Origin of the sequence: Candidatus Desulfofervidus auxilii, from assembly GCF_001577525.1 — a bacterium.
GTDB lineage: Bacteria > Desulfobacterota > Desulfofervidia > Desulfofervidales > Desulfofervidaceae > Desulfofervidus > Desulfofervidus auxilii.
Genome location: NZ_CP013015.1, coordinates 529,300 through 544,307, shown reverse-complemented (window position 1 = coordinate 544,307; position 15,008 = coordinate 529,300). Strand labels below are relative to the sequence as shown.

The 15,008-nt window shown below is 35.4% G+C and carries 13 protein-coding genes; all 13 read right to left on the bottom strand.

What is annotated here, in order from left to right; all coding sequences use genetic code 11:
- Positions 1-72: 72 nt before the first annotated feature.
- The 13 genes from HS1_RS02845 to HS1_RS02785 are packed head-to-tail and all read right to left on the bottom strand — an operon-like array spanning position 73 to position 14,857.
- Positions 73-966, bottom strand: a complete 894-nt coding sequence (locus HS1_RS02845; protein ID WP_156469360.1) for an NHL repeat-containing protein — start codon at positions 964-966, stop codon at positions 73-75.
- Positions 945-2,213: a cytochrome c3 family protein gene (locus HS1_RS02840; protein WP_066060703.1), complete on the bottom strand. Its 1,269-nt coding sequence runs from the start codon at positions 2,211-2,213 to the stop codon at positions 945-947. The genes HS1_RS02845 and HS1_RS02840 overlap by 22 nt, the downstream gene beginning before the upstream one ends.
- Before the next feature lie 31 nt (positions 2,214-2,244).
- On the bottom strand, positions 2,245-4,167 hold the full coding sequence (locus tag HS1_RS02835; protein WP_066060701.1) for a cytochrome c3 family protein: 1,923 nt from the start codon (positions 4,165-4,167) through the stop codon (positions 2,245-2,247).
- Positions 4,164-5,828, bottom strand: a complete 1,665-nt coding sequence (locus HS1_RS02830; protein ID WP_066060700.1) for a peptidylprolyl isomerase — start codon at positions 5,826-5,828, stop codon at positions 4,164-4,166. The genes HS1_RS02835 and HS1_RS02830 overlap by 4 nt, the downstream gene beginning before the upstream one ends.
- Positions 5,829-5,841: 13 nt before the next feature.
- Positions 5,842-6,297, bottom strand: coding sequence for a hypothetical protein (locus tag HS1_RS02825; protein ID WP_156469358.1), 456 nt, complete (start codon positions 6,295-6,297; stop codon positions 5,842-5,844).
- A 52-nt stretch (positions 6,298-6,349) separates the two neighbouring features.
- On the bottom strand, positions 6,350-7,831 hold the full coding sequence (locus HS1_RS02820; RefSeq protein WP_066060696.1) for an early set domain-containing protein: 1,482 nt from the start codon (positions 7,829-7,831) through the stop codon (positions 6,350-6,352).
- Positions 7,813-8,361 carry a GNA1162 family protein gene (locus HS1_RS02815; RefSeq protein WP_066060694.1) on the bottom strand — a complete coding sequence of 183 codons (549 nt, stop codon included), beginning with the start codon at positions 8,359-8,361 and terminating at the stop codon, positions 7,813-7,815. Before HS1_RS02815 ends, HS1_RS02820 begins: the two co-directional genes overlap by 19 nt.
- A gap of 10 nt (positions 8,362-8,371) precedes the next feature.
- Positions 8,372-10,444 (bottom strand): hypothetical protein, encoded by a 2,073-nt coding sequence (locus HS1_RS02810; RefSeq protein WP_066060692.1) that lies wholly within the window; start codon positions 10,442-10,444, stop codon positions 8,372-8,374.
- Positions 10,445-11,848: a YncE family protein gene (locus HS1_RS02805; RefSeq protein WP_066060690.1), complete on the bottom strand. Its 1,404-nt coding sequence runs from the start codon at positions 11,846-11,848 to the stop codon at positions 10,445-10,447. It abuts the gene before it with no gap.
- A gap of 13 nt (positions 11,849-11,861) precedes the next feature.
- Positions 11,862-12,974 carry a hypothetical protein gene (locus HS1_RS02800; RefSeq protein ID WP_066060688.1) on the bottom strand — a complete coding sequence of 371 codons (1,113 nt, stop codon included), beginning with the start codon at positions 12,972-12,974 and terminating at the stop codon, positions 11,862-11,864.
- A gap of 34 nt (positions 12,975-13,008) precedes the next feature.
- The gene (hepT, locus tag HS1_RS02795; protein ID WP_066060686.1) at positions 13,009-13,437 is read right to left on the bottom strand and encodes a type VII toxin-antitoxin system HepT family RNase toxin; all 429 of its coding nucleotides are present in this window, start codon (positions 13,435-13,437) and stop codon (positions 13,009-13,011) included.
- Entirely contained in the window at positions 13,427-13,831 is a 405-nt protein-coding gene (mntA, locus tag HS1_RS02790; RefSeq protein ID WP_066060684.1) for a type VII toxin-antitoxin system MntA family adenylyltransferase antitoxin, read from the bottom strand. Before mntA ends, hepT begins: the two co-directional genes overlap by 11 nt.
- A 3-nt stretch (positions 13,832-13,834) precedes the next feature.
- Positions 13,835-14,857, bottom strand: coding sequence for a cytochrome c3 family protein (locus HS1_RS02785; protein ID WP_066060680.1), 1,023 nt, complete (start codon positions 14,855-14,857; stop codon positions 13,835-13,837).
- Between the last annotated feature and the right edge of the window lie 151 nt (positions 14,858-15,008).

Here is a 15,008-nt window from a genome sequence, read left to right as displayed (position 1 = left end):
CGCCGATAACCGCAGAAAATTCTTTTTATTTTTAAAATCTTGATAATCTGCATTCATCTGTGTCCAAATTCTTCATTTTATCTTAAATACTTCTACTCTGTTATTTCCTGTGTCTACTACATAGAGGATGTTTTTATTGTCTATAAAAATATAACCAGGGCAATAAAGTTTCCCCTCTTTCCAACCTCTTTTCCCTATTTCTCCCATAGGTTTTCCTTGTTTATCAAAAATAAAAACTTTTCCTTTATGTCTATCTAAAATATATAAGTGTTCTCTTCTATCTACAGCTAAACTTATGGGGAAAGCTACACCTTTAAGGAGAATAGAACCAACAACATTACCTTTTTGGCTATAGATGAAGACTTTTTTAAAAATGGGGTCTAAGGCATAGACTAAATTATTATTTACCTTTATATCACTGAATCCACTGGATCCTTCTTCCTCAATTATTTTTTGAACTTGGTATGTCTCAGGAGAAAAAATAAGGATACGCTTGTATGCTTTATCTAATAAACAAAGGCAACCATTGGAAGCTATGGCTAGAGAGTGAGGGACCACAGGCGGATAAATATGACTTAGGTCAAGCGATTTTATCTTCTTCTCCTTCACGTTTATAATAAGGACTGATTTGTCACCTTTATTGGTAACAATAATGTGTCCTTTTCTGTCTCTTACCATAGCTAAAGGGGTTTTGAGTTTCCCTCCAGCATTAAAAGCAGATAAAAACTTATATTGATTATCAAAGGAAAGAAGGCGGTCATTTAAGGTATCCACCAGATAGAGCCTTTTACGTTGAGGGTCAAAATACATTGCTTGGGGTTGATTAAAGGCTCCTATTTTTTCTCCACCGTAAATTACTGCTATTATCTTTCCCTTAAGACCGGCCCAAGATAGTCGAGGACAAAGACTCCAAAATACAAACAGAAATAATAACCCATAAATCCTTATGTGCTTATCTTGTGACATTGGATACAAAGCTCCTCTCGGTGGTCAAAGATAATGTTATAAATATCCTTTGCCCCCATGGGATGGTGGCAGGTGACACAATCCATTTTGGTCTTACACCTTGGGTCAATAGCCTTTTCTCCAATGGGATGTGTGAATCTAGCATGTCTTTTGTGACAAGATGTGCAAGTGTTTATACCACCTTCTTTCAATAAAAATAACTTATTACTCCCATGACCCTGATGGCAGACTAAGCAATTACCCTTTTTTGCCTCTGGATGTTTATATTTAAATCCTGGTGAGTTGCTAAGAAGCCTGTTTTTTGTATCTCTGTGGCAGGAAAAACAAATCTGTTTGGGACTTCCTTTTAAAGAAGGCTTTATATCAGAGAGATGGGGAGTATGACAATCAAGGCATACATTTGAGCCAGGGGTAAGTTGGATATGTGAATAAATAAAATGGTCTGCATTTTCTACCTGGGGATGACAGGTAAGACAGAGTAAACGATTATCTGATTTTACCTTACCCACCTTTTTACCTTGCATGAGATGGCAACTTTGACACTGTCCTTTAGCATAAGGAGAATGAGCATAAGTTCTTAATAAATGAGATTTTTTTGAGGAATGGGCATTGTGGCAAGATAAGCAGAAGTTTCCTTTCAAGGCAGAGCCCTTATGTTGAACTATTATCTTTGTCTTTTGATGACAAGTGAAACAAAGTCCTTTAAGGGGTTTATTCAACAGACCCGGATAATTACTGCCATGAGCCTTATGGCAGGACAAACACTTTTTAACAGGATTATGAAGCTTCTTACCTAAGAAGATTTTTTCTTTTTGATGGCAATCAAAACAAATTTCCCTTTCTTGTTTTTTTAGCAGGGCAGTGTAAGGAGATGCATGGGGAGCATGACACTTATCACAATCTCCTTCCATCACTGGCATATGGGGATATTTAACCTTAAACGCCTTTTTATGACAAGAAAGGCATAATTCTTTTGTAGGTTTAACCAGGAGATGGGGCTGATCTGAAGCATGTGTACTGTGACAGATGGTACAATTTCTTTTCCTTAACGGCTTATGGACATTACCCCGACTTAATTGATTTCTAACTTGAGGATGGCACTTAAGGCAATTTACCTTTGCTTGTGCAGAGCTAGAAATGAAGCAAAATATACAAATAGATAATAGACAATAGAAGATAGAGGATAAAAGATGCCTACCCATTGCCCATAATCTATGGTCTATAATACGAACCCCCAAAATTTTCATTTTACCTCTCAACATCTAACTTTTGCCTGTTTTAACTTTCATGGCAATCCCTACATCGGCCTTCTTTAAATGGTTTATGCATAACCCGCCGAAATAATGGTTTTGAGGTAGCACTATGAGGAGTATGACAGTTTGTGCAATCCATATTGGTTAATGAACGATTTAAGTGTTTTTCTTTAAGAGCCTTATTGCTAAGTGAGTGGCAGTCTTTACAAATACCAGCACCTGAAGTCAAAAGCAGGTTATTAAGCTTACCATAATGAGGAGTATGACATTTATCACAATTTCCTTCTTCTATAGGCTTATGGACAAATACTTGCGTTTTAGCAGTCTTGATTATATCTGAATGACAGGAGAGACAAAGGCCTTTTAGAGGTCTATAAAGTTGCCCTTTAATCTTACTTCCATGAGGGTTGTGACAGGCTGTGCAGTTTCCCTTTACTAAAGGCTTATGAATATATTTCTCAGCTTTTACCCTTTTTTCTATAGAAGGATGACAGGAATAACATCCCTCAGCTCCTGGATGAATTATTTGATAGGAATTATCAGAGGCATGATGGTCATGGCATTTTTCACAATCGCCTTTTTCAAAAGGTGGATGAAGAATAGTTAACCCCTTTTTCATTTTTTTATGGCAATGAAAACAAAGTTTTTTTCGGCTAACAGGAAAGAAAAACTTATAAGAGCTAGAATGGGAATTATGGCAATTATAACATTCTCCCCTTTGGGCAGGGGTATGGACATTTACCCTTTGAAATTCTTTTTCAGTCTTTTTGTGACATTCATAACAGAGTTTAGGCAAAGCTTGGGTTAAATTCCATTTTTGTGAAGAAGCATGGGGCTTATGACAAATAAGGCAATTTTCCTTTTCAGCAGGAGAATGTCTATAAAGTTTGGTAAACCCTTCCTTTTTATGACATTGGTAACAAAGTCCGGCAATGGGCGTAAGAAGGAGCTTTTTTTCTGGAGCAGAGTGAGGATTGTGGCACACACTGCATTCTCCTTGAGCAACAGGCTTATGGATATATGGGGCAGTAAATTTTTCCTGCATTTTCTGATGACAGCTAAGACATAGGTCTTTTTCTGCACTTACAGTGATTCTTTTAAAATCACTAGCATGGGGTGCATGACAAGTAGTACAAGTTTTATCCTTTAAAGGAGAATGGACATGAGCAGCATTGAATGGTGGTTTGTTTTTATCATGACAACTATAACATAAATCATTGCCTTTCTTTTTTGAAGAAAAGGGACGGTCTGCCTTTGCGCCAGGATGGCAATTATCACAATCCTTTAAAGAAGAGTGGGCATAGAGTCTAAAAAGGTGCTTTTGTTTACCACTATGAGGGCTATGGCAAGAAAGACAATGATTGCCTGTTACAGGATAGTTATTATGAACACTAACAAAGGCACTTTCTTTTATTTTATGGCAGTCAAGACAAATTTTATCTGGTGATTTTTTTAATAAGGAAGCTAAGTTTCCCGCATGAGAAACATGACAAGTCTGACAATTTTCGGCTGGTGAATGGAGAAATTTTTGGTTAAACTTTTCTGACTTGTGGCAGACCAGACAAGTGAGTTTAGGACCTTTGTTTAAAAAGAAATCATAATCTGCACTATGGGGATTATGGCATTTGATGCAATTACCTTTTTCAAATGGTGGATGTTTATTTTCCGCTTTAAGTTTCTTTAATTCCTGATGGCAAGAAAAACAGAGTTGAGGGAGTCCTTGTTTCAAACACACACCACCAATAAGTCCGTGCGGACGGTGACAGGCTTCACAATTTTTCTCTTTGATAGGAGAGTGGACCTTCTTTAGAGCCAGAAATTTCTGGAGCTCTTTCTGGTGACATTCCACACAGGACTTTCTGGCCAAAGGCCTCCTTTCAGGCCCAGCACAGGTAAATAAAATACCCAAACTTACCAAAAATGAAATGATAAAAAATAGCTTTTTCACTTTATCCCAAATTCTTCTTCTAACCTGTTTAAAGTATTTTTGTCAAGTTTTATATCAGAAACTTTTCTCAATTGTTTCAGATATTTATTTAACAGAGTGTTAAATTTTTGTTGCCACAATTGTTTTTTTACCTTTTCTTTTACTTCTTCAAAGGGAATGGGTTTTCCTTCTTTTTTTTCTTCAAGAAACACAATAGAATAATGTCTTCCATCTTCTATAATAGGGCTAAATTCTCCGGGTTTTAATTCCTTAACTACCTCTCTGATTTTTGATGGTAAACGATTTTCTGAATGCCAGCCGATGGCTCCTCCTTTTTTAGCTGAGTCTGCAATTGATTTCTTTTTAGCCAGAAAGGCAAAATCCCCTCCTGCCTTTAATTCTTCCAGGATTTCCTGAGCCTCTTTTTTAGAATTCACCCTGATTAATCTTAAATTGTATTGGTTTGGGCTGAGATACGCCTGTTTATGCTCTTCATAATAATCTTTTAGTTCCTTTTCACTCAATATAATTTGAGGAGCGATAATTTTACGTTTGAATTCTTCTATTAGAAGCATCCTTTTGTAATTATCTAATTGTTTTTTAATTTCTTGATTTTTGCTGAAATAATCCCTTTTTATTGCCTCTTGCTCAATAACTTTTTGATTAATCAATCCATCTAGTATTTCATTTTTTACCTCATTTAAATCTATTTTTATATTCCACCTCTTTTTCATAGCATTATATCCCCACAGCTTTCTTTTAAAGGTAGGGAGAAATTCCTTTAAATAAATAGGTGCTCCATTTACCCAGGCAATGACTTCCTCATCTTTGCCTTTAAAGTCTTCTTTTATTTCTTTGAGCAATTTTTGATTTATTTTTATGTTTGCCTTTGTCCTTAATGAATCTTCCCATTGTTTTTCAACAATTTTCCTTCTTTTCTTTGTTAGTTCCTTTCTAATACTTTTTTTTCTCTGTTCAAAATTTTTCATATCAGGCAATTTTATCTCTTCCAACTTAACAATATGAAAACCTTGAGAAGTCTTTATAATGTCACTAAATTCTCCTGGTTTTAGCGAAAAGGCCACCCTTTCCCACTCTTTGACCATTTGTCCTTTACGTATAAACCCTAAATCTCCTCCCCTTGAGGCATAGGGACTTTCTGAAAGTTCTCTGGCTACCTTGGGAAATGGTTCTCCTGCCCGAAGTCGTTTTAAGGCCTCTTGGGCCTTTTTTTCACTCTTGGTAAAGATTTGAGAAAAGTGCCATTTTGTATTTTTTTCTTGATAATAAGATTTAATTTCTTCATCGCTTATCTTAATTTTTTTAAATTCCTCTTGCCAAAAGGCTCTGGTAGCTAAGTCTTTTTTATAATCTTCTAAATTTTTAAGATAATCAGGTTCTTTATCTAGATTAAGTCTTTGAGCCTCTTGGGCCAGCAGATAATGTTCAATCATATTATCCAGAGTTTCTTTTATTATCTTTTTGCTCAGTTTCCCGGCCTTATCTTTCCTTAAAGGAGCATATCTATGAGCGCTAGAAAGGGCTTTTTTAAAGTCTTCAACTGTGATTACTTCATCATTTACTTTGGCTAAATAGGCCAAACTCATAGATGAGAAGACTAAAGAGAACAGTATAGTAAAGATAAAAAATGAAAATTGCAAACTGTAAAATTTTGAATTCAATTCACACTCCTTATTATCCCATACTATTTATTAATTCTTCCACTACTATACTCGCGAGTTGATTTAACGACCTTATCTTTCCTATATCTAAAATCTTAATATAATCATCTCCATTTCTTTCAATACAGGCCTTCCATATAATCTTACCTGTATCAGTGGTCACCATCCGTGCTGTCAGATTTACATAAGGCACACCGCCTCTTTCACCAAAATCTAAGATACTTCCTAAAATCACAGCATCAATCTTATATCTTTTCCTCAAAACTCGCAACCTGGGTCTATCAAGACTGGTGCCTATTCTAAGCCTCTGTTCTACCATAAAATCAATAATATTACCCAACTCTTCTACTTTAAAACGCTCACTTTTTCCTAATTCTGCCAAGAATATTTGGGTTACTATTTCTCGGGCATGGGGATTTTGGGTAAGATTTCTAAAGGGGAAAATAGCCACCTTTTTGACTCTAGCCATCTCCTTTTTATCTAAGTAGCAAGGCAGATAGGCACAGCCAAAAATTAATAAATTAAAAATTATAATCCCATACAGTAGGTGCCTTTTTCTTTTTTTTAGGTTTCTCACCCGCAACCACCTTTTTAGAAATTAATGGAGTTTTGTATTCTGTTTTATTCCCAGCCATATCAAATGCCTCTATAAAGAAAAAAAGTTCTTTCTTTTTAGGTAAAGATACTTCTATTTTAGAAGGAATTTCTTCATTTTCTTTTCTCAAATTATAATAAATGTTTTCATCTTTATCTATAATACTCAGCTCCCATTGACTTATGGGTAAGACATCTTCATACTTTATATCAAATTTTGCTTTGCTTTCCTTTACATCCATCAATACATGTAATTTTGGAGGAGTGTTATCCACGGTGCACTTTTTTCTTGAGGTAATCCCAATATTTCCTGCTTTATCCTGGCATTTGCCTTCAATATAATAAATGCCCTCTTCTACTTGGCTAAACTCATCCGTTTCTCCATGCCAGGCCAGACCAAGTGGTAGATCACCACTTCCCTCAAATCTCCTTACTATTTCTCCCTTTTCATTGTAAATATAAAAATACCATAGTTTTATATCTTCTGGACTCAAAAGCTTCGGAAACACTATTAAAGCGTCTTTTCTACCATCTCTGTTAGGAGAAAAAGTAAGATTTTCGTATGATAAACGTAACTTAGGTGGTGTATTATCTACGGTTAAATAACTTGCTGTGTCCAAAAAATGTAAGATTCCTGCTTTAGTGAGGATTTTTATCCTGGCAAAGTAATGGCCTTCTTCTTGTGGTGATTCTATCTCTCCTTCCCACCATCCATTTTGCCTTTTTTTAAGTGGCCATTCTCTGCCTCCCAATAAAAGAAAGACTTTTTCAGGAGATTCTACAAGAGAGACAATATGCAGAGAAGTATTTACAGTAGCCCCACCCTGAACAGCTAAAGGAAATAAAGAAAATCTTTCTAGGGCAAATAATGCCTTTTCTGTTGAAACCTTTTTTAAAGAAGGAGGAAAATTATCAATTAATCTTTTTAAGGCTTTAGATATCAGGCGGTCAATAGAGGTAATCTTACCTAATCCCAGCCAGGTAGTAAAATCATCACCAGTAAGTGAAACGTAATCACTCCAAACAACCATAGCTGTTTCTGTTTCTACTAATCTTATACCCATCCCTATTTTAGGGTTATCACTCCTTTCATAGAGGTCAAGCCAGGTGATAACCACAACATCTGCTTTAAATTCCCTTTTTAATCCCTTAACCTGGGCTTCAGTAACTGAGCCCACTCTTCTAATCCGATTTTTTAAGAGGAAATTCCTTAAGTCGGCAGGTAAAATTACTTCAAAACCATACTTCTTATTAAGACCTTCTGCAATGCGATCGGGGATATCTTCTGGAATTTCAGTTATTCCACTTATATTTTCTAAAGGAAAGAAAGCAATTCTTCTAAATTCTGCAGAAAGACATAATTTGCTCAAATTCAATATCATGATAAATATTATAATTTTTTTAAACATTTTCTTATCAAAATATGACTTACTTCAATAAGGCTTTTTTCTCCTACTCCAAATAGCCTAGTTAAAGCACCACCTCCTTTCTCGCTGGCGGTTATCTGCCAGAGGACTTTTGCTGATTTGCCATCTATTAATTTTAATGAAACAGCCACAAAGGGTAAGGAAATTCCTCCTGATTGTTCTGTTCTATATTCATCCACTGAGCCAGTCAAAAAGGCTTGAGCATGTAGTCTCTGAGAAAGCTTTTTAAGCATTGCAGGGGATATATCCGAAGGTTCTCTGATTCTTAATTCTCTGAGAACTGCATCTACCTCTCCTCTATCCACTACCTCAAACTCACCAAGTTTTAAAAGTTCTGTTTCTAGAATATCTCTTATCTTTTCATGGGCCAGATTATCTCTACTGAAATTGTGTAAAGGTAAGATAGCTACCCTTTTTATATAGGAAAGGTCGGCTGCAGGATTTACATAATAACGCAAACCACCACAGGCCAAAATAAACAACCACATAAATAAAATTGCTATTTTTCTCATAACTCACTCCTTAAAAACTTGCTGAAAAACGGGAATAAAAATTATGACTTTTTTCCGTAGTATCATTATTACTATGTGAATAACTATATCCCATTCTAAAACTGGCCCACCTGGCTATATCCCAGTTAATATCAATACTATGGGTCATCTGGTCTGTGTCTGCCTCTATAAAACTGCTGGTAGCATTTATCTGCACCTTAGGAGTGATAAAACATCCTACACTATATTCATGTAATAATCTATTTTCTTCTTCTGCAGCGGAGTATTGTAAAAAAATCCTTCCATAAAGTCGAGAAGAAGGAGTATAGACCAAGGTACTATAAATGTTAGTATAAGTAGTCTTAATAGTTTCTTCATTAGTAGTCCGCTGCCAGCTTTGGTCATAACCTATATCCCAAGAAAGGGTTTTAGTCAATAAAGCCCTGAGATAAAGGTCAGAATAAATAGATAAAGACTTGGTTTTAGGAATACGCTCGTTTTTAGCATGTGATATATTAAAGTTCCAATTTACATCTATATCTTTCCACAACATAAAAATAGAGTTAAAAACCAGAGTATTAACTTTAGAAATCAATTCTTCATTTTCTTCTGTTTCTGTATGACTTAAGGTGAGGGTGGTGTCTAAGGTTTCTAAAGGATTAGAACGCCAATTGAATGTATAAGCCTCTACTTTAGTAATAGTTTCTAGAGTGCGAGAGCGTGTTCTTTGATAGCTCAAAGTAAGTAAAAAATACTTGGAGAGGTCACCTATGATACTTACCCCATGGCTTAAGGTATAATTCAGGTTAGCTTCAGGGAAGGTATCAGTTCGATAATAAGATAGATAATAAGCAGTAGTCCATTTTTCCAAAGGACGTATAGATAAACTACAATTTCCTGTATAGGTCTTAGAGACAGATTTAGATTTTTGCTCTACATACTCAAGTCCATATGTTTCTATCTCTGTTATTTGAAAGGAAGGACTGGTAGTGCCTGGATAATGGACTACCTTAAAATATCTTGCCTCTTGAGCAGCAAAACTGATTTCAAAACGATGATATATTTCATCATAGGAAAAAGAGGCATTGTTAGTAATAATTGTCCATGTTCTTGGCTGTTCCTCTTCATTGCTATAGTAAACTGCCCATTCTACCACTTCTGAAGGAATGGCAGGGTCATAAACATAATCTTTATTAGTATAAATATAAATAGTATCTACTGTCTGGGGATAAAAGAGATCCACTCCTACATTCATATATTCTTGCACAGTTAACACAGAAACATCCTGATTTCCATCAATAAGGCTAGTAGCAGTGGATAAACTACTGTGTTCGGGAGAGCTATCTACACCATAAAAGCCGTCTTTTGCTAGGCGTTTTTGTTCTATTTCTCCTGCTTCTGGTATGGTAGTAGTTGAATCATAATAATTATAACCCCCATCTGCAGAAAAGGAAATCCGATTCTTCCAGAAGGTCTTATGTATTCCCAGACGTCCAATATGGTTATTACTTTTGGTGTCTGTTTCTGTTAAATAATCTAAAGAAGTACTTCTCATATAATTATACATCATATCAAAAATACTATATTGGTATGTGACACCACTTAAAAGGCTAGTAGATTTGGTATCTATTTCATGTTCAAAAGAGCTATTTATCTTATGTTTTTCGTCATATTCTCTGGATTGTGTATATTGAAAATTCATTTTGGGCCATTCTTCTAATTGGCTAGTTAGATTCACACTCCAGAAAGAATTAGTAAGACTAGGTTGATCTTCGGTTTTCACATTCATATAATTATAACTGAGATTGCCAGAAACATATTTATTGTTCAAACCCAAATTTACAAAAGGATAGATTATCTCTTGGTCAGGCATATCACTATCCTTGCGACTATAGCGAATACCCACACTAGGCATAAGAGCAGGCGTTAAATAAGAGCTATAATTTAAATAATAGGTCTGAAAGAGGCTCCAGGTTTGAGTTTTCTCTCCATCTGATTCTGCCCATGATTTATTATAAGAGATATCTGCTGTGCCGCTTAAATCTTGTGCTAAAGCACAAGTAGGCAAAATACACAAAATCATTACTAAACTCAGATACTTCATTTAATCGCCCACTAAGACTAAGTCGTAGGGTTTATCTCCTACCTCTATCTTGTCTATTTCCTCTTCCTTTATCAAATCTAGGACACTTACTGTATTATCTCTAAGGTTAGCTACATAAAGCAGCTTTCTATCTTTATCTAAGGTCATCCCAGATGGGTGCTTACCTACAGAAAGCTTCCTAGGGGCTATATTGAGCATAGGAGTAACAAAGGAAATATCATTACTACGTTGACCTGCTACATAAACCCAACCCCTTAATCCAGGAATAATCCTCCCTGGTTGGCTGGGGACAAAGGCAGTAGAGACTACCTTTAGTGAATGACTATCAATAAACATTAAATTATTTGATTGACTATTAGAGACAACGATATATCTTTGGTAAATACTAATATATTTAGGTTCTCCTCCCACTCCTATGGTATTAACCACTTTATTGTTGTATGTTTCAATTACTGAAATGTTATTAGAAAAGGTATTGGCTACATAGACATATTGACCATCAGCACTACTGGCAATGCCTATAGGCCTTTGTCCTACCTCTATTTTTTTAAGGATGCTTTTAGTTAAGGTATCAATGGCTATTACAGCATTAGAGTCTGTGGCTGTGACATAAAGGATGCGGCTAAATGGGGGTATGGTAAGCTCATTTGGGCCAAAACCTATATTTAAGGCAATGGTATCCATTAATCGGTTAGTCATGGTTTCTATAATAGAAATACTATTAGATAAGTAATTAGCTACATAAAGATAATTACCATCTTTTGAAAGGGTCATCCCTTTAGGTGCACTTCCTACGGTAATAGCATCAATTACTTGATGAGAGCCTCTATCTATTACTGAGAGATAATCTTCTCCAGAATTACTCACATAAAGCAACAGTTTTTTTAAGCCTGTTTTTCCTTTCTGGACTTTTATATCAGGTGAGAATGTCTCTGCTTTTATAGAAGTTTCAGGTGCCCAATTTAAAAACAGGTTATTAGTCTTATGAGGAAAAATCCTTAAAGTAATAGGAATGCTTACCACGCCTTGGTTAAGTAATCTTAAGGGGTATATCTCACCCCTTTTTAGTAAAATAGCCCTGGTTATTTTAAAACATATTTTAGTGTAAACTCCTGTTTTCAGTTCGCCTCGGGCCAGGATAATTTGACTAGGCAGAGAAGTATTAATCTCTTTTTGCTGAATAGGTAGAACGGTCTTTGTGCCTAACGCATCTTCTATCCATATTTCTTCTAAAGTAAAATTAAGTGAAGTAGGAGTGGTCTTTGAATTCAAATAAACTACCAGCGTTCCTTGTTCAAAACCTGCTTGTTTTTTGAACTGGGCACAGCCCAAGAGAACTGCAATTAAGCCTATGAGAAATAAAAAATGCCTTGTGCAGAAAAGGGTTTTAAGTTTATTTACCATATTATCATACCCTTTAAAACTTACCGCTGCCGTGATAGTGGCATTCTAAGCAAGACTTATTTGTATGTTCTCTATAATGGCAACGCAAACAAAGTGTTTTCCAATCATCATGAGTATCTGCTGTAACATTAGTAATATTGCCATTCACTTCTTTCCTTATTAAATACTTATAGGAATAAGAGCCATGAGGCTCATGACAATCCAGACAAGATAAGACATAATTAAATACCGCAGTTACATCATAAGGAGGCTTTATTATAGGTTGTCCCATACGTTCGTTTCTACTTCTTATTGCATTTCCATGCTTATCTGTATTCCAATTAATAGGAGTGTGAGAAAGACCATAACTGCTCATATTATAAACATGACAATCTTGACAGAAGGTGACATAATCAGGGGTTTTCTGTGCCTGGATAGTTAAATCATTACAACTGCCTCCATCAGGCTCACAACCACTAGAATAACGATAAGGTGCCTGATATTTATTAGGAGCATAATCATTCATTGTATTAGTCCAAAGATTGAAATGGTCAGAAGGTTTAGAAATAGCTGAATAAGTAGGGTCATCGGGATTTTCTTTATTTCTTTTAGCTAAATGCACATTGTGACAGACAGAGCAGGGGTTTGAATCTTCTTTAAAAAAAGAGGAAAAATTTGTTTTGGCAAAGTCCCAAATATCATAAAGATTATGATAAGAATTCTGATTAAATGCTTTATAGATACTGTAAATGCTAGAAGTAGTATATCCACCAAAGGTGCGGCTATAATTATAATTGGTAAAATTTGGTGTTTGTAAACTAGTTGCATCAGTGTAACAATGACAATAAAAGCAAAAATTATCAGATTGATTGTATGGATTGCTCGTTTTTCCACTGAAATTATCTGCAAATAGACAAAATGGTGAGGCACTTCCAGATGCTGGTTTTGGCTCAGTCCCTCCAATCATTGCATGCTGCTCATGACAATGGGCACAGTTGCCCGTGGAATAGCCAGATATGGAGCTCCTGTTCACTCCATAAGAAGAGTTCCCATGGGCGGAGGAGGTGTATGAGCCAGCATAGGCCACGGAGTAAAAAAGAAAAAAGAAAAAAAGAGGCAATAAAATTTTATTTGACCAGCTTTTCATAAACCTCTCCTGCGTCATTCAAGATAATCGTCCCTTATTTCACTTTCTTAAGCCAAGAGATGGTTTCTTTGATAAAGTCTTCAAAATCAATCAAGCCTGTTTTTAACTCATCATAAATTTTATTTCGGTCTATTATCAAATATTCATGCACCAAGATATTCCTAAATCCACCTAGACCTAATAATCTGTTTCTCAAATTAGGACTTATTACTTTCATCTCCTTTAATTTGTCAAGGATGTCTTCATAGTCTTTGGCACTTATCTTATAATATCCAGCTAAAATATGGTTTCCTATATCAAATAAAATTTCCGCTGCTAATTGTAATCCTCTTTCTGCTAACCAATAATGTTTATAACTTGAAACAAACTCATCTTGAGATAATTGAGAAATTTCTTTAAGATTTTCAATGACTTCCTTCAACTCTTTAACTCTTTCCTTAATAATTCTCTCTTTAAGAATCATCACTCAATAAATAGTTGTCCTGAACTTTTCTTAAATAATGAGTATCAAAAAAATGTAAATAGGATTGTGATTCAAATTTAAATTGAATATTATCATCCTTTACTAAAATTACCTCACCAGAAGATATAATTTCATATTTAAGAAGTGGAGGAGCATTATTTAAAACCACTATATCTAAATTGCTAATTCCTATTATTCTTTTAAGCTCAGCCCTAAATTGTAACAGTTTCCGTAAGGATATTTCTTCTTTTAATAAAATTGCCAAGTCAACATCATTGGGTGTTTTTATTTCCTTTTGACATTGAGAACCAAATAGATAAACTACTATTACTTCAGGCTGTCTTTCAAAATATAGCCTGATTTTTTCTTTTTCTTTTTTTGAAAGTTTTTTCATAAATTAGTCCTTTGTTGTATGGCAGACATTACACCCATTTGTTCCACTACCTGGCCAGCCTTGATAGTCCCAACGCATAATTTTTGGATAAGGTGAACCATGTGGACGATGACAGGAAAGGCACGAAACTTGGTCCTCTCCTAGTGTTACAGTTGAGCTGGCTACTGTCATACCTGTTAAAGTGCTTTCAAGTCTAGCTATAGGAGCTAAAGGATTATAAGTTGTATAATTTGCATATTCACCACTATTTGGTAAGATATAATCTGATGGATGCCTTATCCAATGCTCAGTATTCTCTCCATAAAATCCCCAATGACAGGCAGCACAATATCTACTTATAGAATGAGAAGCACCTGAATAATCCCCTGAACTAGCAGCACCACAATATTCATTATGGTCACTTGAGCTTACAGTATATTCCCAATCACCATCTTCTATACCTGCAACCCCATAAAAATTATATGAACCTTGCTGATAAGTATATGGATGAAAGGCAGTAAAGCTTAAAAATCTATACTTAACTTCTTCATCATCACCTACAACCGTGCCACTATCATCTGCATGATGTTTTGGGTCATGACAGAATATACATTTAGTAAGCACCATATTGCCACTACCATGACAACTACTGCAGGTTTTACCACTCACAAAACCAGGAGTTTGACTAAAATTGCTATCTTGATTTACACCAGGAATATCAGTTACATTGTGACCACACTCATCACACCCATTAGCTACCCAATAAAAATTTCCACCAGCAAGGGTATTTGTTCCATAAGTTGGTTCACTTTCAGAAAAGACATAAGGAATAGTATTTGTGCCATCATTTACTCCTGTGTGACAACCTACACAACTATTTACCAACAAATTCTGGTAAGGCCCTTTAGTACCCCACTCTAAAAGCACCCCCCCATGCTGACTATAATGCATGGTATGACAATTAGCACATTGTCCTTTTACCTTGGCTTGAATAACAGAAGGAAAAAGGAAAAACCACAGAAGGAAACTTATAATAGCCCAATTCATGCTGTTTTTACTACATTATTCCTTCCATTTTGTCAATTTTTATTAAAATTTCAATAATATTTAGCTATGTATAAAAATCCTCAAATCATAAAAAAGTAGCCCTGCAAGTTATCAACCTGCAGGGCTTACAATCCTTGCTGAGCTAAGGCCA

Excerpts from the sequence above, each read along its gene's own strand:
- HS1_RS02840 (WP_066060703.1), bottom strand. The coding sequence starts at position 2,213 with ATGAAAATTTTGGGGGTTCGTATTATAGACCATAGATTATGGGCAATG.
- HS1_RS02800 (WP_066060688.1), bottom strand. The coding sequence starts at position 12,974 with ATGAAAAGCTGGTCAAATAAAATTTTATTGCCTCTTTTTTTCTTTTTT.
- HS1_RS02810 (WP_066060692.1), bottom strand. The coding sequence starts at position 10,444 with ATGAAGTATCTGAGTTTAGTAATGATTTTGTGTATTTTGCCTACTTGT.
- HS1_RS02825 (WP_156469358.1), bottom strand. The coding sequence starts at position 6,297 with ATGGCTAGAGTCAAAAAGGTGGCTATTTTCCCCTTTAGAAATCTTACC.
- hepT (WP_066060686.1), bottom strand. The coding sequence starts at position 13,437 with ATGATTCTTAAAGAGAGAATTATTAAGGAAAGAGTTAAAGAGTTGAAG.
- HS1_RS02820 (WP_066060696.1), bottom strand. The coding sequence starts at position 7,831 with ATGTTTAAAAAAATTATAATATTTATCATGATATTGAATTTGAGCAAA.
- HS1_RS02805 (WP_066060690.1), bottom strand. The coding sequence starts at position 11,848 with ATGGTAAATAAACTTAAAACCCTTTTCTGCACAAGGCATTTTTTATTT.
- HS1_RS02845 (WP_156469360.1), bottom strand. The coding sequence starts at position 966 with ATGTCACAAGATAAGCACATAAGGATTTATGGGTTATTATTTCTGTTT.
- HS1_RS02785 (WP_066060680.1), bottom strand. The coding sequence starts at position 14,857 with ATGAATTGGGCTATTATAAGTTTCCTTCTGTGGTTTTTCCTTTTTCCT.
- HS1_RS02815 (WP_066060694.1), bottom strand. The coding sequence starts at position 8,361 with ATGAGAAAAATAGCAATTTTATTTATGTGGTTGTTTATTTTGGCCTGT.
- mntA (WP_066060684.1), bottom strand. The coding sequence starts at position 13,831 with ATGAAAAAACTTTCAAAAAAAGAAAAAGAAAAAATCAGGCTATATTTT.